This is a genomic window from Nitrosarchaeum koreense MY1 (assembly GCF_000220175.1).
GTDB lineage: Archaea > Thermoproteota > Nitrososphaeria > Nitrososphaerales > Nitrosopumilaceae > Nitrosarchaeum > Nitrosarchaeum koreense.
This window is the reverse complement of record NZ_AFPU01000001.1, coordinates 570,379-593,084: the sequence shown is the minus strand read 5'-3', so window position 1 is coordinate 593,084 and position 22,706 is coordinate 570,379. Positions and strand designations below refer to the sequence as shown.

The 22,706-nt window shown below is 32.8% G+C and carries 21 protein-coding genes and 1 pseudogene; 10 read left to right on the top strand and 12 right to left on the bottom strand.

Annotated features, from left to right (window positions below; translation table 11 throughout):
• Positions 1-26 precede the first annotated feature (26 nt).
• From MY1_RS03370 to MY1_RS03345, 6 genes are all read right to left on the bottom strand, one after another.
• Positions 27-1,544, bottom strand: a complete 1,518-nt coding sequence (locus MY1_RS03370; RefSeq protein ID WP_052296739.1) for a hydrogenase 4 subunit F — start codon at positions 1,542-1,544, stop codon at positions 27-29.
• The gene (locus MY1_RS03365; protein ID WP_007550243.1) at positions 1,544-2,206 is read right to left on the bottom strand and encodes an NADH-quinone oxidoreductase subunit K; all 663 of its coding nucleotides are present in this window, start codon (positions 2,204-2,206) and stop codon (positions 1,544-1,546) included. Before MY1_RS03365 ends, MY1_RS03370 begins: the two co-directional genes overlap by 1 nt.
• 17 nt (positions 2,207-2,223) lie before the next feature.
• A complete protein-coding gene (locus tag MY1_RS03360) occupies positions 2,224-3,171 on the bottom strand; it encodes a respiratory chain complex I subunit 1 family protein (protein WP_007550242.1) in 948 nt (315 codons plus the stop codon).
• Positions 3,164-5,209, bottom strand: a complete 2,046-nt coding sequence (locus MY1_RS03355) for a proton-conducting transporter transmembrane domain-containing protein (RefSeq protein WP_007550241.1) — start codon at positions 5,207-5,209, stop codon at positions 3,164-3,166. Before MY1_RS03355 ends, MY1_RS03360 begins: the two co-directional genes overlap by 8 nt.
• Positions 5,210-5,299: 90 nt before the next feature.
• Positions 5,300-6,223, bottom strand: coding sequence for a transcription initiation factor IIB (locus MY1_RS03350; protein ID WP_117439715.1), 924 nt, complete (start codon positions 6,221-6,223; stop codon positions 5,300-5,302).
• Between the two features lie 77 nt (positions 6,224-6,300).
• Positions 6,301-6,573, bottom strand: coding sequence for a DUF1059 domain-containing protein (locus MY1_RS03345; protein ID WP_007550239.1), 273 nt, complete (start codon positions 6,571-6,573; stop codon positions 6,301-6,303).
• Positions 6,574-6,739: 166 nt separating this feature from the next.
• Between MY1_RS03345 and MY1_RS03340 the strand changes: the two genes are divergently transcribed.
• On the top strand, positions 6,740-7,270 hold the full coding sequence (locus MY1_RS03340) for a hypothetical protein (RefSeq protein ID WP_048109603.1): 531 nt from the start codon (positions 6,740-6,742) through the stop codon (positions 7,268-7,270).
• 86 nt (positions 7,271-7,356) lie between these two features.
• On the opposite strand, the gene MY1_RS09515 is transcribed toward MY1_RS03340, so the two are convergent.
• From MY1_RS09515 to MY1_RS09510, 3 genes are read right to left on the bottom strand one after another with little or no spacing between them, the layout of a single operon-like run.
• Positions 7,357-8,742, bottom strand: a complete 1,386-nt coding sequence (locus MY1_RS09515; protein ID WP_007550237.1) for a histidine kinase dimerization/phospho-acceptor domain-containing protein — start codon at positions 8,740-8,742, stop codon at positions 7,357-7,359.
• 8 nt (positions 8,743-8,750) lie between these two features.
• On the bottom strand, positions 8,751-9,107 hold the full coding sequence (locus tag MY1_RS03330) for a response regulator (protein WP_157832750.1): 357 nt from the start codon (positions 9,105-9,107) through the stop codon (positions 8,751-8,753).
• Positions 9,108-9,146: 39 nt separating this feature from the next.
• Entirely contained in the window at positions 9,147-10,892 is a 1,746-nt protein-coding gene (locus MY1_RS09510; protein WP_192805775.1) for a sensor histidine kinase, read from the bottom strand.
• Between the two features lie 336 nt (positions 10,893-11,228).
• On the opposite strand from MY1_RS09510, the pseudogene MY1_RS10005 reads away from it, so the two are divergent.
• The 4 genes and pseudogenes from MY1_RS10005 to MY1_RS09670 form a co-directional block, all read left to right on the top strand.
• Positions 11,229-11,417, top strand: a pseudogene (locus tag MY1_RS10005) (hypothetical protein); the annotation flags it as partial.
• Positions 11,418-11,436: 19 nt separating this feature from the next.
• On the top strand, positions 11,437-12,522 hold the full coding sequence (locus tag MY1_RS03320) for an NRAMP family divalent metal transporter (RefSeq protein ID WP_007550232.1): 1,086 nt from the start codon (positions 11,437-11,439) through the stop codon (positions 12,520-12,522).
• A gap of 290 nt (positions 12,523-12,812) precedes the next feature.
• On the top strand, positions 12,813-13,121 hold the full coding sequence (locus MY1_RS03315) for a hypothetical protein (RefSeq protein ID WP_048109601.1): 309 nt from the start codon (positions 12,813-12,815) through the stop codon (positions 13,119-13,121).
• A 101-nt stretch (positions 13,122-13,222) separates the two neighbouring features.
• The gene (locus tag MY1_RS09670) at positions 13,223-13,405 is read left to right on the top strand and encodes a hypothetical protein (protein WP_007550230.1); all 183 of its coding nucleotides are present in this window, start codon (positions 13,223-13,225) and stop codon (positions 13,403-13,405) included.
• Between the two features lie 28 nt (positions 13,406-13,433).
• Here MY1_RS09670 and MY1_RS03305 read toward each other — a convergent pair whose 3' ends face one another.
• Both MY1_RS03305 and MY1_RS03300 read right to left on the bottom strand, forming a co-directional pair.
• A complete protein-coding gene (locus tag MY1_RS03305) occupies positions 13,434-16,277 on the bottom strand; it encodes a fibronectin type III domain-containing protein (protein WP_237698783.1) in 2,844 nt (947 codons plus the stop codon).
• Positions 16,278-16,372: 95 nt separating this feature from the next.
• Positions 16,373-17,353, bottom strand: a complete 981-nt coding sequence (locus MY1_RS03300) for a TerC/Alx family metal homeostasis membrane protein (RefSeq protein ID WP_007550228.1) — start codon at positions 17,351-17,353, stop codon at positions 16,373-16,375.
• Positions 17,354-17,811: 458 nt separating this feature from the next.
• Here MY1_RS03300 and MY1_RS03295 point away from each other — a divergent pair, with 458 nt between their 5' ends.
• From MY1_RS03295 to MY1_RS03275, 5 genes are all read left to right on the top strand, one after another.
• On the top strand, positions 17,812-18,096 hold the full coding sequence (locus MY1_RS03295) for a hypothetical protein (RefSeq protein ID WP_048110350.1): 285 nt from the start codon (positions 17,812-17,814) through the stop codon (positions 18,094-18,096).
• Between the two features lie 20 nt (positions 18,097-18,116).
• A complete protein-coding gene (locus tag MY1_RS03290) occupies positions 18,117-19,745 on the top strand; it encodes an FAD-dependent thymidylate synthase (protein ID WP_007550226.1) in 1,629 nt (542 codons plus the stop codon).
• A 35-nt stretch (positions 19,746-19,780) separates the two neighbouring features.
• Positions 19,781-20,182: a peptide-methionine (R)-S-oxide reductase MsrB gene (msrB, locus tag MY1_RS03285; protein ID WP_007550225.1), complete on the top strand. Its 402-nt coding sequence runs from the start codon at positions 19,781-19,783 to the stop codon at positions 20,180-20,182.
• 128 nt (positions 20,183-20,310) lie between these two features.
• Positions 20,311-21,321 (top strand): homoserine dehydrogenase, encoded by a 1,011-nt coding sequence (locus MY1_RS03280; RefSeq protein WP_007550224.1) that lies wholly within the window; start codon positions 20,311-20,313, stop codon positions 21,319-21,321.
• On the top strand, positions 21,318-21,794 hold the full coding sequence (locus tag MY1_RS03275) for a PUA domain-containing protein (RefSeq protein WP_007550222.1): 477 nt from the start codon (positions 21,318-21,320) through the stop codon (positions 21,792-21,794). The genes MY1_RS03280 and MY1_RS03275 overlap by 4 nt, the downstream gene beginning before the upstream one ends.
• A gap of 233 nt (positions 21,795-22,027) precedes the next feature.
• Here MY1_RS03275 and MY1_RS03270 read toward each other — a convergent pair whose 3' ends face one another.
• Positions 22,028-22,609: an Ntn hydrolase family protein gene (locus MY1_RS03270; protein ID WP_048110343.1), complete on the bottom strand. Its 582-nt coding sequence runs from the start codon at positions 22,607-22,609 to the stop codon at positions 22,028-22,030.
• Between the last annotated feature and the right edge of the window lie 97 nt (positions 22,610-22,706).

Genomic DNA, 22,706 nt, shown 5'->3' with positions numbered 1-22,706 from the left:
CAGAGTATAATGTATGTGTGAATTGATCAAGAGTTGGCTCCACCTACTAGTATAATTTTTGATGCATCTTCAATCAATGTTTGTAAAGGTTCTGGAACATAAATTCCCATTATAAAAATTACTGAACCCAAAATAACCATAGGTAAAATTGAAAGTTTTCCAAAATCACCTTTTTCCATTTCGGATTTTGGATTTCCAAATACCATGTGTAGTAAATGTTTTCCAAAACTTGCAAAGATTATCACCAGAAACAAAATCACAAGTGCACTAGCAAGAAAGTTTTCAGAACTAAATCCAGAACTTAACATTAAAAATTCGCTCATAAAAATATTGAATGGTGGCATTCCAATTATTGCTAAACCACCTATCAAAAACATAAAGCCCGTTATTGGCATTGTCTTAATTATTCCACTTGTATCTGTAATAGATTTTGTTTGATATTTTTGGGAGATTGATCCGCTTGAAAAAAACAAAAGAGATTTTACAACAGCATGATTAATCACATGAAGTAATGCACCATAAATTCCTAGAAAAACTCCAAAGCCCATAGATACAGAAATTATTCCCATATGTTCAACACTTGAAAAGGCCAACATGCGTTTGACATCTTTCTGAAAATATATCGATGCTGCAGCAATGCCAAGCGATATTATTCCAAGAATAATCAACAGGGTATTTGAGAAGCCAGAACCGATGGAATGACTAGAAATTATATGAAATCGTAAAAGACCATAAAATGCACAATTTAGCAAAACACCTGATAAAAGAGCACTAATTGGGGATGGAGCCTCACTATGAGCGTCAGGTAGCCACGTATGCATTGGTGCAAGGCCTGCTTTTGTTCCAAATCCTACTAGTATGAAAATAAAGGCAAATTTAACAAGGTTAGGATCAAACTGGAGTGCATTTTCAACCATGTTTGTCCAGTCCATCCCATGAATAGAGTTAAAGGAATTATCATAAACTGAATTTGCATAGTAAAATAAAATTATTCCAAAAAGGGCAAGTGATAAACCTACAGTAGATATTAGCAAATATTTCCATGATGCTTCAATAGAACCTTGTTTTGTATAAAGCATAATCAACAAAACAGAAACAAGCGTGGTAGCTTCGATTGCGATCCACATTATACCAAGATTATTAGAAATTGGTACGAGCAACATTGTAAATAAGAACATGTTAAATCCCTGATAATATCTGACAAGTTTTTGTCTGTCTACAATTAATTTATCATATTGTATGCCCATGTAATTTACAGAGTAAAGAGATGAGAGAAATCCCACCAAAGAAATTGTAATTATCATAATCGCACTTAGTGAGTCAAGATAAAATATGCCGTCAAAAAGTGAGATGGATTTTTTTTCTAAAATACTAGATAGTAAAAACAATCCTTGAATCAATATTAGAAATGAAGAAACTACTGTAGTGACCTCAATGATTCGTTTTCTTTTTAATAATGTAACTAGCAGTCCGCTGATCACTGGAGTTAAAAGAAGTGAAACCACCAAAACAGATTCAATAGATGAGAACATAGTATCAAGCATTAGTCATCCCTCAAACTTTCTAGATTTTTAATATCTATACTATCAAAGGTACGACTCATTCTGAATAATAAAATGCTAGATATTATCACACCTACTAAAATATCTGCCATGAGTCCTATCTCAATAACTAATGAGAATCCATGTGTAATTACTACGGCAAACAAGAATAAACCGTTTTCAATAGTTAACAAACCTACTATTTGGTTGAGTGCTTTTCTTCTACTAATTATAATAAATAAACCAATAAAAAATAATGAAAAAGATACTGGCAGAAATACATCGATTGTTTTATCTGATGATATAGGTAATTGTAAGGTCATAAAATAAGACATTGTAACTAATAATGCAGAAAATATTACAGAGATTCTGAGGCTAACATAGGGATTTGTTTCTAGTTTAATTGGAGAATCTAGTTTTTTTGTTACATAAAATAAAACTTTTGGAATAATTATTGCCTTGATTCCCAAGGTAAGGGCAGATACGATATAGAGCTCCCAAATATTAGTTACAAATGCAATCAGGGCAACAACACCTGCAAGAATTATTGTCTGATACCTATACGCATGCAACCAATCGGAGAATCCTCTTCTTACAACAATTCCAAAAGTAGCAATCAGTAAAATTACTGCAGATATATATAACAGATCAATTTGTGTTGGCAAGATAAAATCAGACATTTCTACAAGAAAAAGAAAATCACTCCTATCATAGAACTAGATATCGCCATTGCAATTAGATCTGAGACTCTGAATAGTCTCCACTTTGCAACTCGTGTTTCAATAAATGCAGTGAAACTTGCCAATGCTGATACTTTGGCAATAAAAAAAAGTATTCCAATACTAATTCCAACTAATGAAATTTGTTCTACAAAATTCCATGTGAAAAATATATCTACAAATAATGCAAACAAAATCATTTGTTTTATTGCATGAGACCATTCCATTAGTGCTAAATTTTTTCCAGAATATTCAAGCACCATAGATTCATGAATCATTGTCAACTCTAGATGGGTAGAGGGATTATCAAATGGGATTTTCCCAGTTTCTGCCATCATGATAATAAAAAATGCAATCATTGCAAATAGAACTCCAGGCACAATTAAGATCGATGTGTCATTTGCAGATGTAACGATTGTGCTGATGTTTGTTCCTCCATAAAATAACGCAATTACAAAAATGGTCATAAATAATACAGGTTCTAAAAGTGCAGATACCATCATTTCTCTACTACTTCCCAAACCCCCAAATGAGCTTGCTACATCTAGTCCTGCAAGCATCGTAAAGAATCTCCCAAGTGCAAACAAACCAACGACAAACAGAATATCGCCCACAACACCAAAAGGAGAATAGACAAGAAACACAGGAATAAAAAAGGCTGCAGATGCAATGCTTACAAAATTTATCCAAGGAGTATAACGAAACAGCCAAGAGCTTTGATCAGATACTACCTCATCTTTTTTTAGCAATTTTATAATGTCATAATATAGCTGAAAAATTCCAGAGCCTATTCGTTTTTGTGATTTAGCCTTGATTTTTCTCATTATTCCAACAATTAATGGAGACAAAACTATGATCAAAAGAGCCTGAAATATGCCTAAACCATACTCAAAAATTGAAAAATCACTCATGAGTACCAAATCCTACGAATAAGAGGAGAGTAATTAGAGTAATCATGATGTACAAAATATACGCATTAACTTTTCCTGACTGTATTTTTCGTATTTTATTTAATACAAATAGACTGCCAGAGATTGTTTTTCCATACAGCTTTTCATCAAAAATATTTTTGGTTGTAGAAATCACATTGATGGATTTTTTAAGATAAAAATTTTCTTTTGTATAAAAATCAACATCAACCTCATTATGAGGTTTATAAAAAACACCGAAAATTCTACGTATTGGTTCTGCCAATGATGTTGCAGTATATTGAGTTTTTTCAGATAAATTTCCAAATCCACAATCCCATGTACCATATTTTATTGTCTTCGTTTTACCACCAATAATTCTAACAAATACAAAAACTCCAACAAACACAGATGCAAGAATAACTAGCATCCCAGGCATCATAAGACTTGCAAAATTACTATTAGATGTATTTGTTATTGAAATTGTTTCAAATGGACTTGATGACATATACGGTAAATTAAAAGCAGATACAATCAAATTCATTCCGATAAAAGGTAAAATTCCCAATAAAACACATGATGATGCAAGAATTGCTTTTCCTATTAACATGAATTTTGGAACTTCTACTGCATTTACTGCTTTTGTACTTCTACCTTTCGACAAAAAAGTTATTCCAAACAATCTTACAAATGTTGCACCTGCCAGACCAATGGTAAGGGCAAATACCAATATGGTAAATGCAAGAGACACCTGTAAAATATTTGAAGGGATTTGAAATACTGCAAGAAGTGATTGTAATGTCAACCATTCGCTTATGAAACCATTAAGTGGTGGCAATCCGACTATGGCAATAGAACCAATAAGAAACATCATAGCAGTCCAAGGCATTTTTTTAATCAAGCCTCCTAACTCTTCGATGTTCTTTGTGTGTGTGCTATAATAAACAGAACCCGCTGTCATAAACAATAGTCCTTTGAAAATTGAATGATTCAAAGTATGAAACATGCTTGCAATAAAAGATAAAACAGATAAAGCTTGCAAATGAAATGCGGCAAAGACCACTGAGAATCCCAATCCGATAAAGATTATTCCAACATTTTCAATGCTAGAAAAAGCCAGTGCTCGTTTAATGTCATTTTCAATCAGTGCGTAAAGAATACCCACCAGTGCGGAAATTGATCCAACGATGATTATTCCTATACCTAGCCATACATAATCAGGAGAACCATCAACTGCATTAAAATCAAAAAGATGCCTAACAATACCATAAATTGCAATTTTTAACATTACTGCAGACATTAAGGCAGACACGTTACTTGGTGCTGATGGGTGTGCTTTTGGCAGCCAGGTGTGTAAAGGTACCATTCCTGCTTTTGTTCCAAATCCTACAAATGCCAAAACAAATGCAATATCTTTTACGTATTGTGGAATTATTGTAACATCTCTAAAAGAATCAAAGCTGAAACTTCCAGTTTGAGTATACATGAGGATAAAAGATGCAAAAATAAATCCAGTCCCTAAATGAGTCATTACAAGATAGATTAGACCAGATTTGAGATTGTTTTTATTTTCATGTTCATAAATGACTAAAAAGAATGATGTGAGTGACATCAATTCCCAAAAAATTAGGAAAAAGAATACGTTGTTACTAATTACTACTAGAATCATAGAAAGAATAAAAATATTAAACAACATTCCAAGTGCAGAATTATTTTTCTTGTCATCAAATTTTTTAGAATAAGAAAGCGAGTAAATTGAAACTGCGAATGAGATCAGTCCAATTATTAAAAGGAAAAATGCTGAAACACCATCGATAAAAATTTCAAAATCAAATAGATGTTGTATATTAAAAAATGTCAGATGAGTGTTTTCAGAAGAAAAAACAACAACTGATAAAATAATTGTTAAAAGGGATGCAAAGGCAGATGGAATATAAGTGAAATATGTATGGTGTTTTTGCCCTCTAGTAAATAATCCAAGTGTTGCACCTAAAGAAAAAAATGCAAAAATAGCATATACTATAAACAAATTTTCTGCCATCTCATTTCTCTTCTGTCAATTCAGATTTTGCATGTTCTGCCTTAAGCAATTTTTACAAGAATTTTGTATTTCATAGTTATTCATTTATCATTAATTCAAATCAAGATGGATTATCTTTTTAATCTCATGAAATCTATTCCTAACAGTAACCGCAGTAACTCGTGATGCCTCAGCAACTTGAGTTTGTGTGAATGGTTCTTTTTTTATCAAACACGCATAATACAAGATAGCCGCAGATATTCCCACAGGATCTCTTCCGGCCAGAATTTGCAAATCCGCTGCTTTTTTCAGGATTTCCATAGCAAGATATTTTGTTTTTTCAGATACGCCAAGATTATTTGAGATCTTTGAAAGACAACTGACTTGATTTACTACTGGAATTTTCAAATCAAGCTGTTTTACAATTGCCCTATAGCTCTGAGCAATTTTTTTTGGTTTTATGTCTGTGACTTCAGATATGTCTCGTAGTGTTCGAAGTGTGTATGTATTTCTGCATGCAGCATACATTGAAGCAGCAACTACTGCATTAATTGAGCGTCCCTGTGTGATTTTTTGCTCTACTGCTTTTCGATATATGTATGCAGCAAGTTCTTTTACGTGATCAGAGACACCGATTTTATCCTGAATTCTTTGCAGTACATCAAATGCTAATCGATAGTTAATGTCAATGTGTTTGTGTAATTGACTTCTCTGATCCAGTATTCGTATTCTTTTTAGTGTAGCATTTGTTGATGCCGATATTGGATTGCCTTTTGCGTCTTTGTTAATGTCACCAATCATAGTTGATAGTCCAAAATCATGTACAGACATGGACATTTTTGTTCCAGTTCTTCTATTGTTTTTCCCATCATCAAAATTAATTGAATCATGATTCAAATCATTAATTTTCTCATCGATAACAAATCCGCATGATTTACAAAATATTTCTCCCAAGATTTTATCATGAATTAGGGATTCTTTACCACATCTACCACAGCGTAGCATATCATTTGAAAAATACAAATTAGAAGTCATATTCAATTAAAGCATGTCAAATACATTTGTGTCTAGATAATTATTACAAAACAATTTTTAATTTCTCCTTAATTTAATTATGGAAAATTTCTATGACCTATTTGCCATTTTTCCAATCTAAATGACTCACAACTATCAACGCATGATAGTTTTTTATTTTTTATTGATTCTAAATTATTTTGTTTACTATTCTGATTGTCAATAAAATCGAAAACATCTTTTTTTGGATAAAATTGCTTGTGGTCAACTTGTAAATGATCTCCAAAATTAGTTGCTAGTGTTTCCCTATCGTTGTTTTTCATAGTAAAATTACAGTCAAAGCCAAGATCTTTGCAGATTATTTTGTACATACAAATCACTAATCATATGTCGATATAATTTCTCAGTATACAGTGTGGGACACTGTAGCACAAAACTGTGAATAGTGCCTACAGTGGCATCAAAAGGAAACAGGCCACACATGATCAGCATTGTTTTTTAATTAAATTAAAATGGCATTCATTAAGACACACCAGCATGATTCAGAAAAAAAGAAGTCCCACAGAACATGCCAGTTTTCGAATAAACACAAATACTCTAGATAATTTAAAAAAAATTTCCAAAGATCAGAAATTAAGCCTCAATACATACGTCAACCAAATTTTTGATTCTCATGTAAATTGGGATGTAAATGCTTCTGAGATAGGTTGGATTGTCATGCTAAAATCTGCATCTATGGAATTGATAAAACATGTCGATAATCAAACCATAATCAAAATAGCAAAAGATGCAGCAGAAAGTGGTGCAAAAGAAATTGCACTATCGATGCGAGGAAAATATGGGGTTAATGAGTGGATTTCTATTTTAAAAGAACGTGCAAAATCATCTGGATTTTCAATTAAAGAGTATAATGAAAAAAACAATACAAAATTAGTGATGTTTCATGAAATGGGTGAGCAATGGTCTTTATTTTTTAAAACGTATTATGAGATAGTATTTTTCGATTTGGGTTCCAAGATAAAAACAGAATATACAGAAAATTCAATTATCATAGAACTCGAAATTTAGAAATTATCCTAGATTCAATTCTTAGACAGATTGAATCGTTTTTGGAATTAAATATTTCTGATTCTTACTCATCAATAAAATATGAATCACTTTTCACATACAACTTCACTCTTCTTTCCACCGTCATAGAGTGATATCATGGCATCAATGTTACATTGAGAGATGTATGGATAGTCTGTCTCAATTGTAGGATGCATAAGATCTTCAGGAGCTGTAGAGTGTGCCAGTCCTAGCGCATGTCCAAGCTCGTGTCTCAGTATGGTTTCAAACTGGGCTTTTGATAATTTGTCTACTTCAAATATTGTAATCTCTGATTTTAGTATCTGATTTTGTACATCGTCTGCAATTGATTTTGTATATCCAGAATAACCGTCTCCACTTTTCATTGTTGTAAGCCTGATTGTAATTTCCCCTTCACCTTTTTGAGACTCTATCAAGTTGAATTTGTGAGGAATGTACATTTCAGTTGGATTCTTTGCCGCATCTGCAAGTGCTCCTGCCCATCCAATATAGTATGTAGACGCGACTCCCTTTGGGCCCTTGTGCAATAACGAATCATCTATCTCAATTGACTCTTCTGATAAAAGTACAGTCCTAACAATTTCAGCATTATCAGGATATTTTTGACCGTCAATTAAGTTGACATTAAGAGTAGAGCCGTCAACTAGTCTCCATGAAAGCCATGTGTCTATAGTGTCGCCCCTAAGGTTTTGTATGACATATCCAGATTGCATGTTTCCAATATTGACTACTTTGTATTGTGAGCCTACAACACTTACCACGTATGTAGAATAGGCTACAAATCCTGCACTAACAATTATTGCAGATATTGCAATTACTATGAGGTTATTTTTGGCAAGAAGGACATTTTTTCTTTCTTCGTCTTTTATCATCTTATCTAAAAACAGTTCTTCTTGTCTGCCCTCTTTTTGGGTTTGACTCAATTTTGTCACGGTATCTTGTAGTCGATGTATTGTCTGTTTGTCTTGTTTTATTTCATCATTTAAAAGGTCGTCTAACTTTTCCAATAACACTTTTTCTTGTTCCACTTCTTTTAGACGGTGACGGGACTCTTTATCTGATGAAATCTTATCTGCACTTTGCTGAAGGAGTTCTGTTATTTTTTGTTGCAATAGATTAGTGTTTGTTACAATGATGTCAAGTCTTTCTTTTTGTTGCTCATTTAAATTTCCAAATTTATTTTGTATTAGCATTTCCGAATATGTCTTTATCGGCACAAGTGGGGTACGCAGTTCATGATTAAGTGTACTTAAAAATACTTTATCGAATTTTGTTTTATCTGAGAGTATGCCACTTACAAGTTTTTCAGTAAGGTTATTTGTAGATTCAAGATTATCTATTATATCTGGTATTTGTATTGATTTATCTTGATCATCACTATTGATTAGCTGTTCTAGTTTTTTCTGAAATAAAATTATTTGTTGTAGTTCATTAATAATATGATCATCCATATTGATTGCTAATGCTTGATTTGAAACTGATTCATAAAGTCAAGTAATACATCAGGGTCAATTGGTTTTTTCAGTATTGCTTTTACTCCCATGATTCTTAATTCATCTTCATACTCACCAGATGGAGAAGATGCTGTAAGACAGACTATGTTATGATCATTTATTTTTCCATTATTTTTTAAATGCATGACTACATCTCTGCCTGAAAATTCTGGCATCGCAAGATCGAGTAGTGTTGCATCAAATTTCTGACCTTGTAATATTTCAAGTGCATTACGACCGTCATTTGTAACTGTACACATATGACCTTTTTTTGTAAAATATTTTGACATTATTTTTGTAATCTCTGCATTATCGTCGACCAACAAAAAGTGCATATAGTCATAAAATATGATTACATGCTTTTAAGAATTTTGATTTTCAATAGGCAAACTAATGTGAACTGTTGTGCCTGTCTTGCCATCGCTTTCAATCTGGATTGAGCCTCCAAGCTTATCCATTATCTTCTTTGAGATGGCAAGCCCGAGTCCGGTCCCACCGCTTTTTCTTCTCTCTGATGTATCTATTTGATAAAATTTCTGAAACAATCCTTTTTGTTTTTCAGGAGGAATGCCAGAACCATTATCCTTGATGGATGCAGTCAATTCATTTTCTTTTTTCTCCACTACTATCTCAATTATTCCCGTGTTTTGAGGAATAAACTTTATAGAATTTCCTATTATGTTATCAAAGACTTGTCGTAGTCTTGTCTTGTCTGTATGTATGATAATTCCATGTGGATATTCTGTCTTAAAGGACATCCCTTTGTCAGTCAAGATCTTTCTATAAGTAGAATCAAGATTGCCAAAAAATTCATCTGTCGATATAGATTCAAAATTAAATTTCATTTTATCTAGCTCTAGTTTTCTTACATCCATAATATCGCTAATGAGTGACTCAAGTTGCTTTGTATTTTTTTCAATAGATTCTATTGATTCTATCTGTTCTGCATTAAGTTCTCCTGTCATTCCTTTTTTTAATAAATTACAATTCCACAAGATAGGCATTAGAGGAGTTTTTAGCTCATGTGTAACCATTGCAGAGAATTCGTCTTTTTGAACATCAATCTGTTTGATTTGTTCCGTTTTTAGCGCTAGTTCAGAGTTGTTTTGTTTTAGTTGGTCTGAAAGATGTATGTTTATATTTATTTTTCTTATCATAAAAAAACCAGACGTACCAGTGATTGCCACTATTGTCATGATCATTCCAAGTGTTTCGTTTCTCAGTACTGTCGATGATACAAACACATCTTCATACGGTTGAATCGATATAACTGACCATTCATGAATCCCTACAGGTATAGTTTTGAATGCTATGAGATGATCTTTTCCGTCTATCTCTTTTGTTATTACACTGACTTCATTTTTTGATGGATGGTCAATCAAATCTAAGGTAAATTTTTTAATTTCAATGTCTGATTCTGATTTTCTAGAATCTACTACTATGTTATTATTGTGATCCACTATGAGAAAATATTCATTTTGTCCATGACTAATCTGTGATAGTGATCTCTGAACCGCGCCAAGATCAAGTGCACCTACAAATAGTCCATTCAAAGTTTGGTCAATGTCATTATGTATCGGGACTGCAATTGCTATTACATTGTGCTTTTCATTAGCAGAAACATAAACCTCGCTTACATATGTAGAGCCTGTGTCCAGTGCACCTTGATACCAGTCCCTAAAAGCAAAATTTATCTGAGAGAGTTTGACCTGTGAGGAAAACGGTTCTAAAAAATAGATGTCACCATTTGGCATGGCATAAAAAACATACTCAAGTTCAAGTTTTTTATCAAACATGTTTCTTGCAATTTCTCTTTTCTCAATGTCTGCATCTTGCGGTATGCCCTTTAAATGATCAGAAATTAAACTTGAGTGTGTCGGAGGTTTCGTCATTGGAAAAGTCTGACTAGATAATTCCATCAGGCCAGTAACATACTGTAACCTTAACGCAAAACGTGAAGATAATGCCTGCACTTCATTTGTTTTTGTTTTTGTTATTTCCTCATTCATTCGTTGAATTTCATTATTTGTGTAAATACACAATAATCCCACAATTGCCCCGGTAGTGACAACCATTATTATGATTGTTAATGCTACTTCTTTATCCAAAAAGAAACCACAATTATCGGTATTATTACTAAATATTATGTATTGATTTGATTTATGAAAAACCATTTTTTTGCCAATTGCATTTTATAATCATTTTCATATCTTCTTAAAATCCTTAAAAAAGGTCAAATTGGCAGGTCCCCATCTTTATCCCCTTTCTATAATGAAAATATTCTATTTTTATGACATTTCTAAGGGATCAATATGCCATTAACTATGCCTGGGGACAATTCACATTCAATATTGAAAATGATATGCAAACTTCTTTAATCTATCATCTAATTCATTTGTAGTTACAATGATTTTCAATCATACAACTAAGGGATTTTTTACATAATGTCTAAACACAGACTAAAAAAACTCTCAAAGATTTTTGGTCCTGGAATAATAACTGGGGCTTCTGATGATGATCCATCAGGAATTGCAACCTATACTCAAGCAGGTGCACAGTATGGTACTGGTGCACTATGGTTTTCCTTGTTTATCTATCCGTTAGTAACAACTGTACAAGAAATGTGTGGAAGAATCGGTCTGTTGACTGGAAGTGGGTTGGCAGGAGTTATCAAAAAAAAAGTATTCAAAAAAAACAGTTTTTCCGATAATAACATTGCTTCTTGTTGCAAACACGATAAACATCGGTGCAGATATCGGTGCAATGTCTGCTTCTGTAAATCTAATTTTTCCTGGATTTCCAATTCTTCTTACCACGCTGTTTTTTACTACGACGATAATTTTATCTGAAATTTTAATTCCATATCAAAAATATATCAGGATATTAAAATATCTGACACTTTCTTTACTTGCATATTTTGTTACTGCTTTAATTATTGGAGCAAACTGGCAAGAAGTTTTTACTGCGAGTATTATTCCACATGTAGAGTTTACTCCCGCATTTTCCATGATGTTTGTTGCGCTTTTTGGAACCACAATATCACCTTATTTGTTTTTCTGGCAGACATCAGAAGAAGCAGAAGAAGATGTTGCAAAAAACAAGATTAAAGAAATTGGAGATAGCAAACCACACATCACAAAGCGCGAAATCAAAATGATGCGTATAGATGTCATGCTTGGAATTGGGTTTTCTATACTTACAATGTGGTTTATTATTTTGACTGCCGCCGGAACTCTTCATGCTGGAGGAATTTCAAATGTTATTACTGCAGATCAAGCTGCAAAAGCACTAGAACCGCTAGTACAAACATTTCCAAATTCAGGACAAATTGCAAAAATAATCTTTGCATTAGGAGTTATAGGTACAGGTATGTTGGCAATCCCAATACTTTCTGGTTCTTCTGCGTATGCATTATCGGAAGGATTTGGTTGGAAACAAGGGTTAAGCAAGAAATTCAAGGAAGCTAAATCGTTCTATTTGATAATAGCTTCCTCTACAGTAGTTGGACTCTGGATTAATTTTATGGGGTTAGATCCTATCAAAGCATTATACTATACTGCCATAATTAATGGGATAATTGCAGTTCCTTTACTCATAGCAGTCATCAAAGTTGCAAATGACAAAAAAATACTTCACACCCATACTAATCGACGATTAGCGAATGTTTTAGGATGGTTAACTGTTGCAATAATGGGATTTTCCATTGTTATTATGATCTTCACGTGGACATTAGTGTAAAAATGCTCAAAAAATAAAATACTTCATACTGTATAAAATTTTATATCATCATTGAAAAGTCCTTCTAATCTGTTGCTAGTCCACTTGTGACATTTCTAAGGGATCAATATGCCATTAACTCATGCCTAAATCACTAGTTGTTAAAAACATGTCAAGTTAGTGTGATATTATTTTGACAGTAATTATGCCAAGATATTTTACAAAAATAAAAAAAATAGCCTCATAAAAAAAGTCAATTTTCAGATAATCAAAACTATTAATTTGAAAGATCAATTCAGATTAATTGTAAGATGAAACTGAGCGTTGATGATACTAGAGAACTTGAAAATTTGCTACAAATAGCGACTAGTCAGATTCCAAAGTATTTCAATTTGGTAAATTCAACAAAAGAGCAGTGGGATATTAAAAACATGCATGAATGTATTTTGGGAATGGTTCTTCAAAAATACATTCATGATTCTGGCCAATATCTAACAAACAAAAGAATTGATGAAAATCAACCAGGCACTGTGGAAAATACAATGAAACTATTTGATGCTGGAATTGAAATTTTTAATGAACATATTTCAGACATTAAAAGACAGATTTATGAGAACTAATATTATTTTCAGTTAGTCTCTTATTGGTTTGATAAAACTAACAAAGATTAGAACAATTTTTGATTTATCGTTGGAAAAACAAAATAACAAACCATAACTTGATGAGTATCACAATACAACCTTCTCAATACAATTCAGAATTTTATAAATTAGCAAAAATGAGTTTGCCAGAAATTAAAGAATATGTAAACAATAACTACCCAAGAGCAAAAGCAAATTTCTTTCTGAAATACAAGTTACAACAATATGCATCATTTTTGTCAAATCCAAAAATTCATGCATAAAATTTGAGATTAAAATATTTTAATTAGTCTACCAGAATTGCCACCAAGGTTTTGGTTTTGGCATATCGACAATAGTACATATGCCATCAATTAGTTTTGTTCCAGGTCCACATATTCCAAATTTTGGTTCATCAATTTTTGGTGTGTCAGTTTTTGGTTCATCAATTTTTGGTGTATCCGTTTTTGGTTCATCAGTTTTTGGTTTATCTAATCCAACTGCTTCATAAATCGAAGAGTATTCTGGGAAGTTATCATCAAACCATTTTTTGTAACTTGGTTCATTGTTGTATCTGTCAACATAAGATTGTGGATCTTTTGAAGTATCAACAAAAGGAGCTAAACCTTTTGGTGTATCTAATCCAACTGCTTCATGAATTGAAGAGTATTCTGGGAAGTTATCATCAAACCATTTTTTGTAACTTGGTTCATTGTTGTATCTGTCAACATATGATTGTGGATCTCTTGTAGGATCCACAAATGAAGCTATCTCTAGTTTAACAGGTTCATCTATAGGATCATCTTTTGGTGGTTCTGGCTCTTTGATAGGATCAGATTTTTTGATAGAATCATTTACAGTAATTATAATTGATTGCCTATCACTTAACGAGCCTAGATTTGCTACAATATCAAAGATGTATGCTTTTCCACCCTGTGTATCATTTGGAGTCCAACTAAACATTCCATTATTTTGATTAATTGAAGCTCCAGTAGGAGGATTCTTTTCTAAACTAAATACCATGCCACTCATAGATGGATCAGTCAACTTTACAGCAAAAGATAGTAATTTTCCTTCATCTATCGTCAGCTTACCTAAAGGATTTATTTTCAAAGTAGTTGTTGGAATTGTAGTAACTTCATTAGATGCAGTACTGGTACCAGCTTCATTTATCGCATATACTTTGTATGTGTATTTGGAATTTGTTGTAAGATTCGTATGAGAGTATGTAGTGGAGGTACTGTTTGTGTTTGCTACCAATACAGAGTAAGAGCCAGAATCTTTTTTCGTCTCAATTTTGTAACCAGTGATCGGAGTATTTCCAGTAGATGAAGGTGGACTCCATGACAGATTAATCTGAGTAGAGGAGGTACTTGTTGCAGTTAATTTTATTGGAGGTGAAGAAATTTGTATTACAGCAGAATTGGAAGATGTTTGTGTTTGAGGAACATCAACTGAAGTTGTTTTGGGAGTAGCAGAGGCGGTGTTTGATGGTTCTGTAACACCATATCCAATATTTGCTCGAACTACAAATGAATATGATTTATCAGTTGTCAAATTATTAACAGTGTATGTAGTTGTTTTACTATTTGTTGAACCAAGATTATCATAAACATCAGGGCCAACTACACGTTGAATTGTATATCCACCGATGCTTTGTCCAAATGTGTTTGATGGAGCTTGCCATGAAAGTCTAATTTGATTTGGAGAAATTGCTGTTGCAAGCAATCCACTTGGAACAGTAGTTTCTGTAGGTTTTACTGATGAACTAGAAGAAGGGGTACTTGTTCCTTTAGAATTTATTGCATATATTTGATAAGTGTAAGTATTGCTAGAGTCGAGACCTTCATGAAGAAATGATGTTGAAATACTCTTAGTATCTGCAATCAAAACAGCATATGCAGTGGTTGCGGTTTTGTATTCAATTTTGTAACCAGTTACTGCAGGAGATCCAGTAGATAAAACAGGTTCATCCCAAGTTAAGAGTACAGATTTTGTGGAAACTGGAGATGTTTTCAAATTCTTTGGAGGACCAGGAGTTTGTGAAGCAGTTACCAGTGTAAATGCCTGAATCCTACTGTTGTCAGTATCTGCAACATATAGTAAATTATGTGTAGTATCTAACGCAAGTCCTAAGGGAGAATCAAATTTTCCGTCAGCGGTACCTGCAGAACCAAACTTTTCTACAAAACATACACCATCAACAACTTTACTTGTACCACTAGCACAAGTTGTATCAGTAGTTAGTTTGAATATTTGGATTCGGTTATTATCAGTATCTGCAACATAAAGCAAATCATTTGTTGAATCAATTGCTAAACCTGATGGAGAATCAAATTTTCCGTCAGCGGTACCTGCAGAACCAAACTTTTTGATATAACAAATTCCATCTACTGCTTTAGTAGTACCTGTTGGACATGTTGTTCCTGTAACAAGTTTGAATGCTATGATTCTATCATTTCCAGTATCAGAAACATATAGAGTCTCTTCACTGTCATCAATTATCATATGTGATGGATTCGTTAGAGTTTGAGTACCATTGAACGTTTTAAAATTAGTTACAAAAGTTCCTGAAGAATCAAAAACAGATATGGAATCAGTTTCAATACTAGATACAAAAATCTTCTTTGTAGATTTTTGTATAGCAATTCCTTGAGCAGAGCCTAGATACTCGGGTTTTGTATTATCAGAAGAGCCAAACTTTGATTCGAATTGACCATCGCCATCATCAAATCTTTGAACTCGTTCATTATCAGAATCAATAACAAAGAAATTTCCAATCCCATCTAAAACTCCACTAAAGGGATTGTTAAATTGACCATCGCCATCATTGTCTGCACCATCTGCATCATCATTGCAGTTTTGGATTGAAGTCATATTACAAAAGGTGCCAAATTTGTAATCATAATCCCCATCATCATCAAATACAATAATTCTGTGATTATCAGTATCTGTAACATAGATGGATCTACCATCACTACTCACATCAACATCATGTGGATTTTTTAGTTGATTATTTGCGGTTCCAAAAGTACCAAATTTAAAAGAAAACATAGGTTCAGCATATGCCATTTGTACGGATACAATACTAATTAGCAACAATACACCAAAACAAATACCAAAGTATGATTTTCTATTCAACGTATATGTATCCAATTGAGTTTAAATTTAATAAATAAGATAATAAATTTCACTACCCATTTGATCAATTCAGGTTAACATTTAGCACATAACACAAGTAATTCTTGAATTTATTCAGATTTCGTAGTTTTTGGTTTTTTTAGCAATGAAGCAACCATCACGGTAACAAGAATGACAAATACAATAATCAAAGAAGTCACAGTTTCAATATGATAGAATTCAGAGATTATCATCTTAGTTCCAATGAATATCAAAAGCACGATTAATCCAGGTTTTAGATAATGGAATCGTTCCATCATACCACCAATTAAAAAGTAAAGTGCCCTTAAACCCAAGATAGCAAATACGTTTGATGTTATTACTATGAACGGATCTCGAGTAATTGCCAACACAGCAGGAATGGAGTCCATTGCAAATACCAGATCAGTCAGCTCAATTATTGCAAGTGCCACTAGCAATGGAGTGGCATGCATTACACCATTAATTGATACAAGGAATTTGTTGCCAACCAAGTTTAGGTTAACAGGCATGAATTTTTTTAAAATTCTAACTGCAATGTTTTTTTCAAGTTCAATTTTCTTCTCTTCTTTTTGAAGGATCATTCTAATGGATGTAAACCAAAGTAATCCACCAAAAATATAGATCATCCAATGGAAATTATCTAACAAAGATGCACCAACAAGAATTAGTGCAATTCTCATCACAATTGCACTAAGAATACCAACAGAGAGAACTCTATGCTGATATTTATGAGGAATTCCCAGAGTAGTAAAAACTAGTAAAAATACAAACATGTTATCTACACTAAGAGACTTTTCTAGAGCATATCCAGTTACAAATTCAATCATCTTATCATTACCAAGTGCAAAATAGATCATTCCTGCAAAAATTCCTGCAAGTGAAATCCAAGTGATTGTCCAACCAAGTGCCTCTTTGGTAGACATCACATGTTCTAATTCAGAGGACGATGTTTTGGTCAATCTTCTTTTTATTTTATGAATCAATCCAAGATCAATTGCAATAGTTACTGAAAGAATTGCAAAAAAGATAATCCATAGTTCAAGTGTAACTATACCAGATTCTATTGGCAAATTGATAGCTCTGATTTAGGCATAATTATAAACTAATCTTGAAAATTATTCTTCAGACAATACAAAAGAGTCACTAGAGGTATAACATAAAAAAAATACCACTTTAGTAATAAAAAGATTAGAAGGGCATGAATCTTCTAATCGGTTAAAACTAGATGGTGTGAGGTAATGGTCGAAAAAACCTCAACCCATCTAATAACAAGAATATCTCAAATCGGAATAAAAGACTCGCGTAGAAATTATCAGTATGATCTAAATACTAAATCATCAAAAAAACAATAGTTGGAACTTTCACCAAACAACTAATCGTTTTTGGTCTTAAGATCCAATCATATTTTTAATCAGGACATCACACATACAAATTAGTAATTTCATGCCTAGATCCACATAATTTATGTAAAAAACCAGTTAGAAAAAACTTTAGAAATTTTAAAATTTAGCATAATATGAAAAAAATCATGATCCAAAAAGAAGAATTAGAACAGATTTTGAATTTCGTAGGACAAAGATGGTTAGAAGTAACAAAAGACCCATCTAACAAACTGATGGAGACATTACCAAGTAATTTTTGGATGAATTCCGTAGGAGGAAAAGCAGGAAAGGGCAGATGGGTAACTGCACTAATGTATACAGAAAATGAGGGAGATGCCAATGCATTCAAAGAAGTATTACTAAGATGGCAATCAAAAGGACAAGAAAAAAATAAAGCACCCGATCTAATTCAAATTGGGAAAAAGAAATAGACTATTAATAATTGGAAATCATGACAATCATATTGTCAGAATTTTCAAGTAATGAAAAAAAGATTTTATCAGACCATTTTTCAAACACTGACGGAAATGTTTTTGCAATAATTACACCAAGACAAGTTGATCGTGGCGCATTAATGTCAAGATACAGCAGAACAGACAAAAATATGCGTAGAATTTTCTTAGATGAATTTTTACAAAATGAGAACAGAGGAGAAGAATTTTACAATCGAGTTCTGTTAGAATATGGAGATGATTCCGTAGCAGAGCTTGGAGAAGCACAAATTGCAATTGAAGGTCTTTCCAATATTGCAGTTAAAAAAATTGAAGATAGAAGAATAGGATTATCATATTTAGAAAAATCATCAAGATATGTAGCATGGAATAAAAAAATTAACGGAGAATACAGATTCTACAAAGATTCACAACTAATGAACTCTAGATTTGCTGATTTGTATTTGGAGACATGTAATTTTTCATTTGATATGTATTCAAACAATATAGAACCAATGATAAAATACATACGAGAAAAATATCCAATTGAAAAATACACTTTCAAAGATTCAAAAGATGGAAAAGAAAAAACATTCTCCAAACTAAAAGAGGAAAAAGACATCAAATCGGCAAATATGATTTACAATGGCTCAACAAAAGCAAAAGCACTAGACATTTTGCGTGGTCTTTTACCTGCATCGACTTTAACAAACGTGGGAATTACAGGAAATGGTCGTGCTTTTGAGTATCTCCTCACAGTACTTGGGGCATCAGAACTTGAAGAAGAGCAAAATTTAGCCTCAACAATCAAAAAAGAGCTAGATGTTACAATCAAGGCTTTTGTCAAAAGAGCTGATGACAAATACGGTAAAGCATTCCAAACTTACCTTCAAGAGTTGAAAAAAGCATCTAAAAGCATAGCAAAAGGAATCAAACCAAAAATAATTTCAGGAATTAAAACACAGTTAGTAGATTATGAATTAGAAAAAACAGCCATAAACAAAATCATTACCAGTATAATCTATGAACAATCTCCAAGCACATCATATCTTAACATAATGCAACAAGTAAAAAAATTACCACATACCAAAAAAATAAAAATAATTGAATCGTTTGCAAAATTGAGAAAAAATAGACGTCATAGACCGTCCAGAGCATTTGAGAATGTGTACTATACTTTTGATTTACTAAATAATTTTGGAATGTTCAGAGATTTTCACAGACATAGAGCATTGACACTAGAAAGACAATTGCTTACAACAGATCATGGATATAATACACCAAATGAGATCAAAGTTTTAGGGATTGAAAGAGAATATCAGGAATGCATGAATAAGACAAAACACACATTTGATAAAATCAGAAAAAAATATCCAGAACAGGGGCAGTATGTTGTAAACTTTGCATACAATTATCCATATTTTATGAAATTTAATCTCAGAGAAGCTTGTCATTTAATTGAGCTAAGAACAGTGCCACAAGGACATATTGACTATAGACAAGTGGCACAACAAATGTTCAAAGAGATAAACAAAGTCCATCCGAATTTAAGTAAAATAATAAAATTTGTAGATTTAAAAGGATATGATTTAGAGAGATTTGAATCAGAAAAAAGAACAGAGGAAAAAAGAAAGAAACTTAAAAAATAGAAAATATTCTAATATAATCACAAAGAGAGAAAATCATGGCTGACAAGATTGAAAAGACACCACAAGAATGGAAAGAAATACTGACACCAGACCAATTTGAAGTTTGCATCAACAAAGGAACTGAACCACCTTTTTCAGGAAAATATTACAAAAATAAGGAAAAAGGTACTTACAAATGCGTTTGTTGTGGAGAACCATTATTCACATCGGATACAAAATATGATTCAGGTTCTGGATGGCCAAGTTTTTGGCAACCTCTTTCAGATGAAAAAATCGAATACATATCAGATAGTGCTTACGGAATGATACGAACTGAAGTAAACTGTAAAAAATGTGGTGCACATTTAGGTCATGTTTTTGATGATGGTCCTAAACCAACCAACCTCAGATACTGTATTAACTCAATTTCACTGGATCTTGAGAAAAAAGATGAGTGAGTGCATCAATATCAGGCACTCTTAAGCACAGATTAAATAACATGCAAAAATTATTAATAAAACACAATCAATGATAAGAAAATCAAAGAAATGAATTACAATAATAAATCAAGAAGGAATGAAAGGGTTTGAGAATAATACTTTGTGGATTTGGTGTTGTTGGCCAAAGTTTAGTAAAATTATTTGATTCAAGATCAGAGGATCTTTATGCAGAGTATGGATTAAAACCAAGAGTAGTAGGTGTATTTGATAGCAAAGGCAGTGCAGTAGATATCTCAGGATTAGAATTAGAGAAACTAATCGAAGTAAAGAAAAAAACTGGAACTGTAAAAAATTATGCAAATACAAAAAACAACATGTCAGGAATAGACATGATCAAAAACTTGGATGCAGATGTGGTCATAGAAACTACTGCTAGTAATTATAAAGATGCAGAACCTGGAATGACGCACATAGTAACAGCAATGAAACGTGGCATGCATGTCATATCAGTAAACAAGGGTCCGTTAGCATTAGCATTTCCATCATTGATGGAATTAGCCATTTACAATCAAGTCATCTTCAAATTCAGTGGGACTGTAGGTGGAGGAACGCCAATTTTAGATTATGCAAAAAATAGCCTTAGAGGAGAAAGGATCAGCTCATTTTCAGGAATACTAAATGGAACAACAAATTACATCCTAACTAACATGGCAAATGGACTATCATTTGAGACTGCCCTAAAAGATGCCAAGGATAAAGGGTATGTGGAGGCAGATGAGTCCCTAGATTTGGATGGACTAGACGCAGCGGCAAAATTAGTGATTCTTGCAAACTGGGTAATGGATATGAAAGTAACAATGCCAGATATCAGTTGTAAAGGAATTCGTAATGTTACAGAAGAAGATATTAAAAAAGCTAGAAAAAATAATTGCGCTATCAAACTAATTGCTTCATGCAATAAAGAACTCATAGTAGAACCAAAAGAAGTCTCAGTAGATGATCCATTATGTGTTAATGGAACACTAAATGCAATTGCATTTACATCAGAGCATTCAGGTACACAAACAATTATCGGAAAAGGTGCCGGAGGAATGGAAACAGCAAGTTCTATCCTAAGAGATCTGTTAGACATCAGACAAGAGATAGTAAAAATTTGAAATCCAATTTAATTTCAAAGAGTGAAACTGCTACACTTCTAAAAACAGTCACAGAAAAATGGGGAATGGAGTTTCCAAAAATAAAAAATCTCAAAGTACACGAGATTGCAGATGATGCACAGATAATTATGGGTCAGGGAATAAAAATTTTAAAAATTAATGATGAATATCTCCCATTTTTGTCAGAAACTCAGATGCTTGAAAAATTTCCACATGTTACAGTAGACATGGGTGCTGTGAAATTCATGTGTAAAGGAGCAAATGTAATGAGACCTGGAATCAAAACCCATGATGAATTTGAAAAAGAAAAAATTGTATGCATCGTTGAGGAATCACAGCATAAGTTTCTTGCAGTAGGAAAATCATTGGTATCAAGTGCAGAATTAGAAGAAATGGAAAAAGGCGAAGTCATAAAAAATATGCACTACATATCAGACAAGTTTTGGGAAATTGGAAAAACGATTTACGAGTAATCTATTTTGATCTTTTAATATTGAAAACTTCGTGAGTTCTTACAGAAGTTGGATGAATTTGAGAATAGTGAAATAGACAAACAGAGTTTGAAGTACAGCTACAATGATGAACACTGCTCATAATTTTGGAATGGAAATACTTTGATATGGCAAATGAAATCTAGATATTTTTACTTTAAAGTAAATTTACAGTAATAATTAGAAATCAAAATTACTAAACGTTGTATTTTTAATTAGATTTTTTCAGTGAATTCTTTAGTACCGTCTTTTGTAACAACGAGTATGTCAAGTCCATCACCACTTGCAGAATCTCGAAGTGCTGCAGATCTAACAGCTCGTTTTGCCAGATCAATTGCTTCTTCTTGAGTCATATTTGGTTTGAATTGCGGATCTAAAACACCTAATGCCATTTCAGCACCAGTTCCAACTGCAGCATATTCATCTGGGAGAACAGAACCTAATGGATCTAATGTGTACAAGATAGGTTTGTCAACCACACCACCAACAATCACCTGAGTCAGTAATGGGAAATATCGTCTTTCATACATCATATTTGACATCATTTTAGCAACAGTATTTGGAGGAACGTCTCTTTTGAGTTCCATTTTTCGAATTTTAGCAAGTGCTGCAATTTGTAATGTTAAAATCTGCATATCAGCTACCAGGCCGGCACAGGCAGCCCCAACTTTTGAAGTAATTGAAAATGTCTTTTTTGAAGATTTACTTACAAGAAAGTTACCAAATGCGATCCTTTTTTCACTTGCAAGAACTATGCCGCCATTAAAAGTAATTCCCACAGCTGTTGCTCCGGGCATGTACATAGACATAATTCAAATGATTTCACAGCATAATAAAGGGCTTTCTCCTTTTTTGATTCAAAATATGGATAAAATATTTTATATGGTAAAAAAC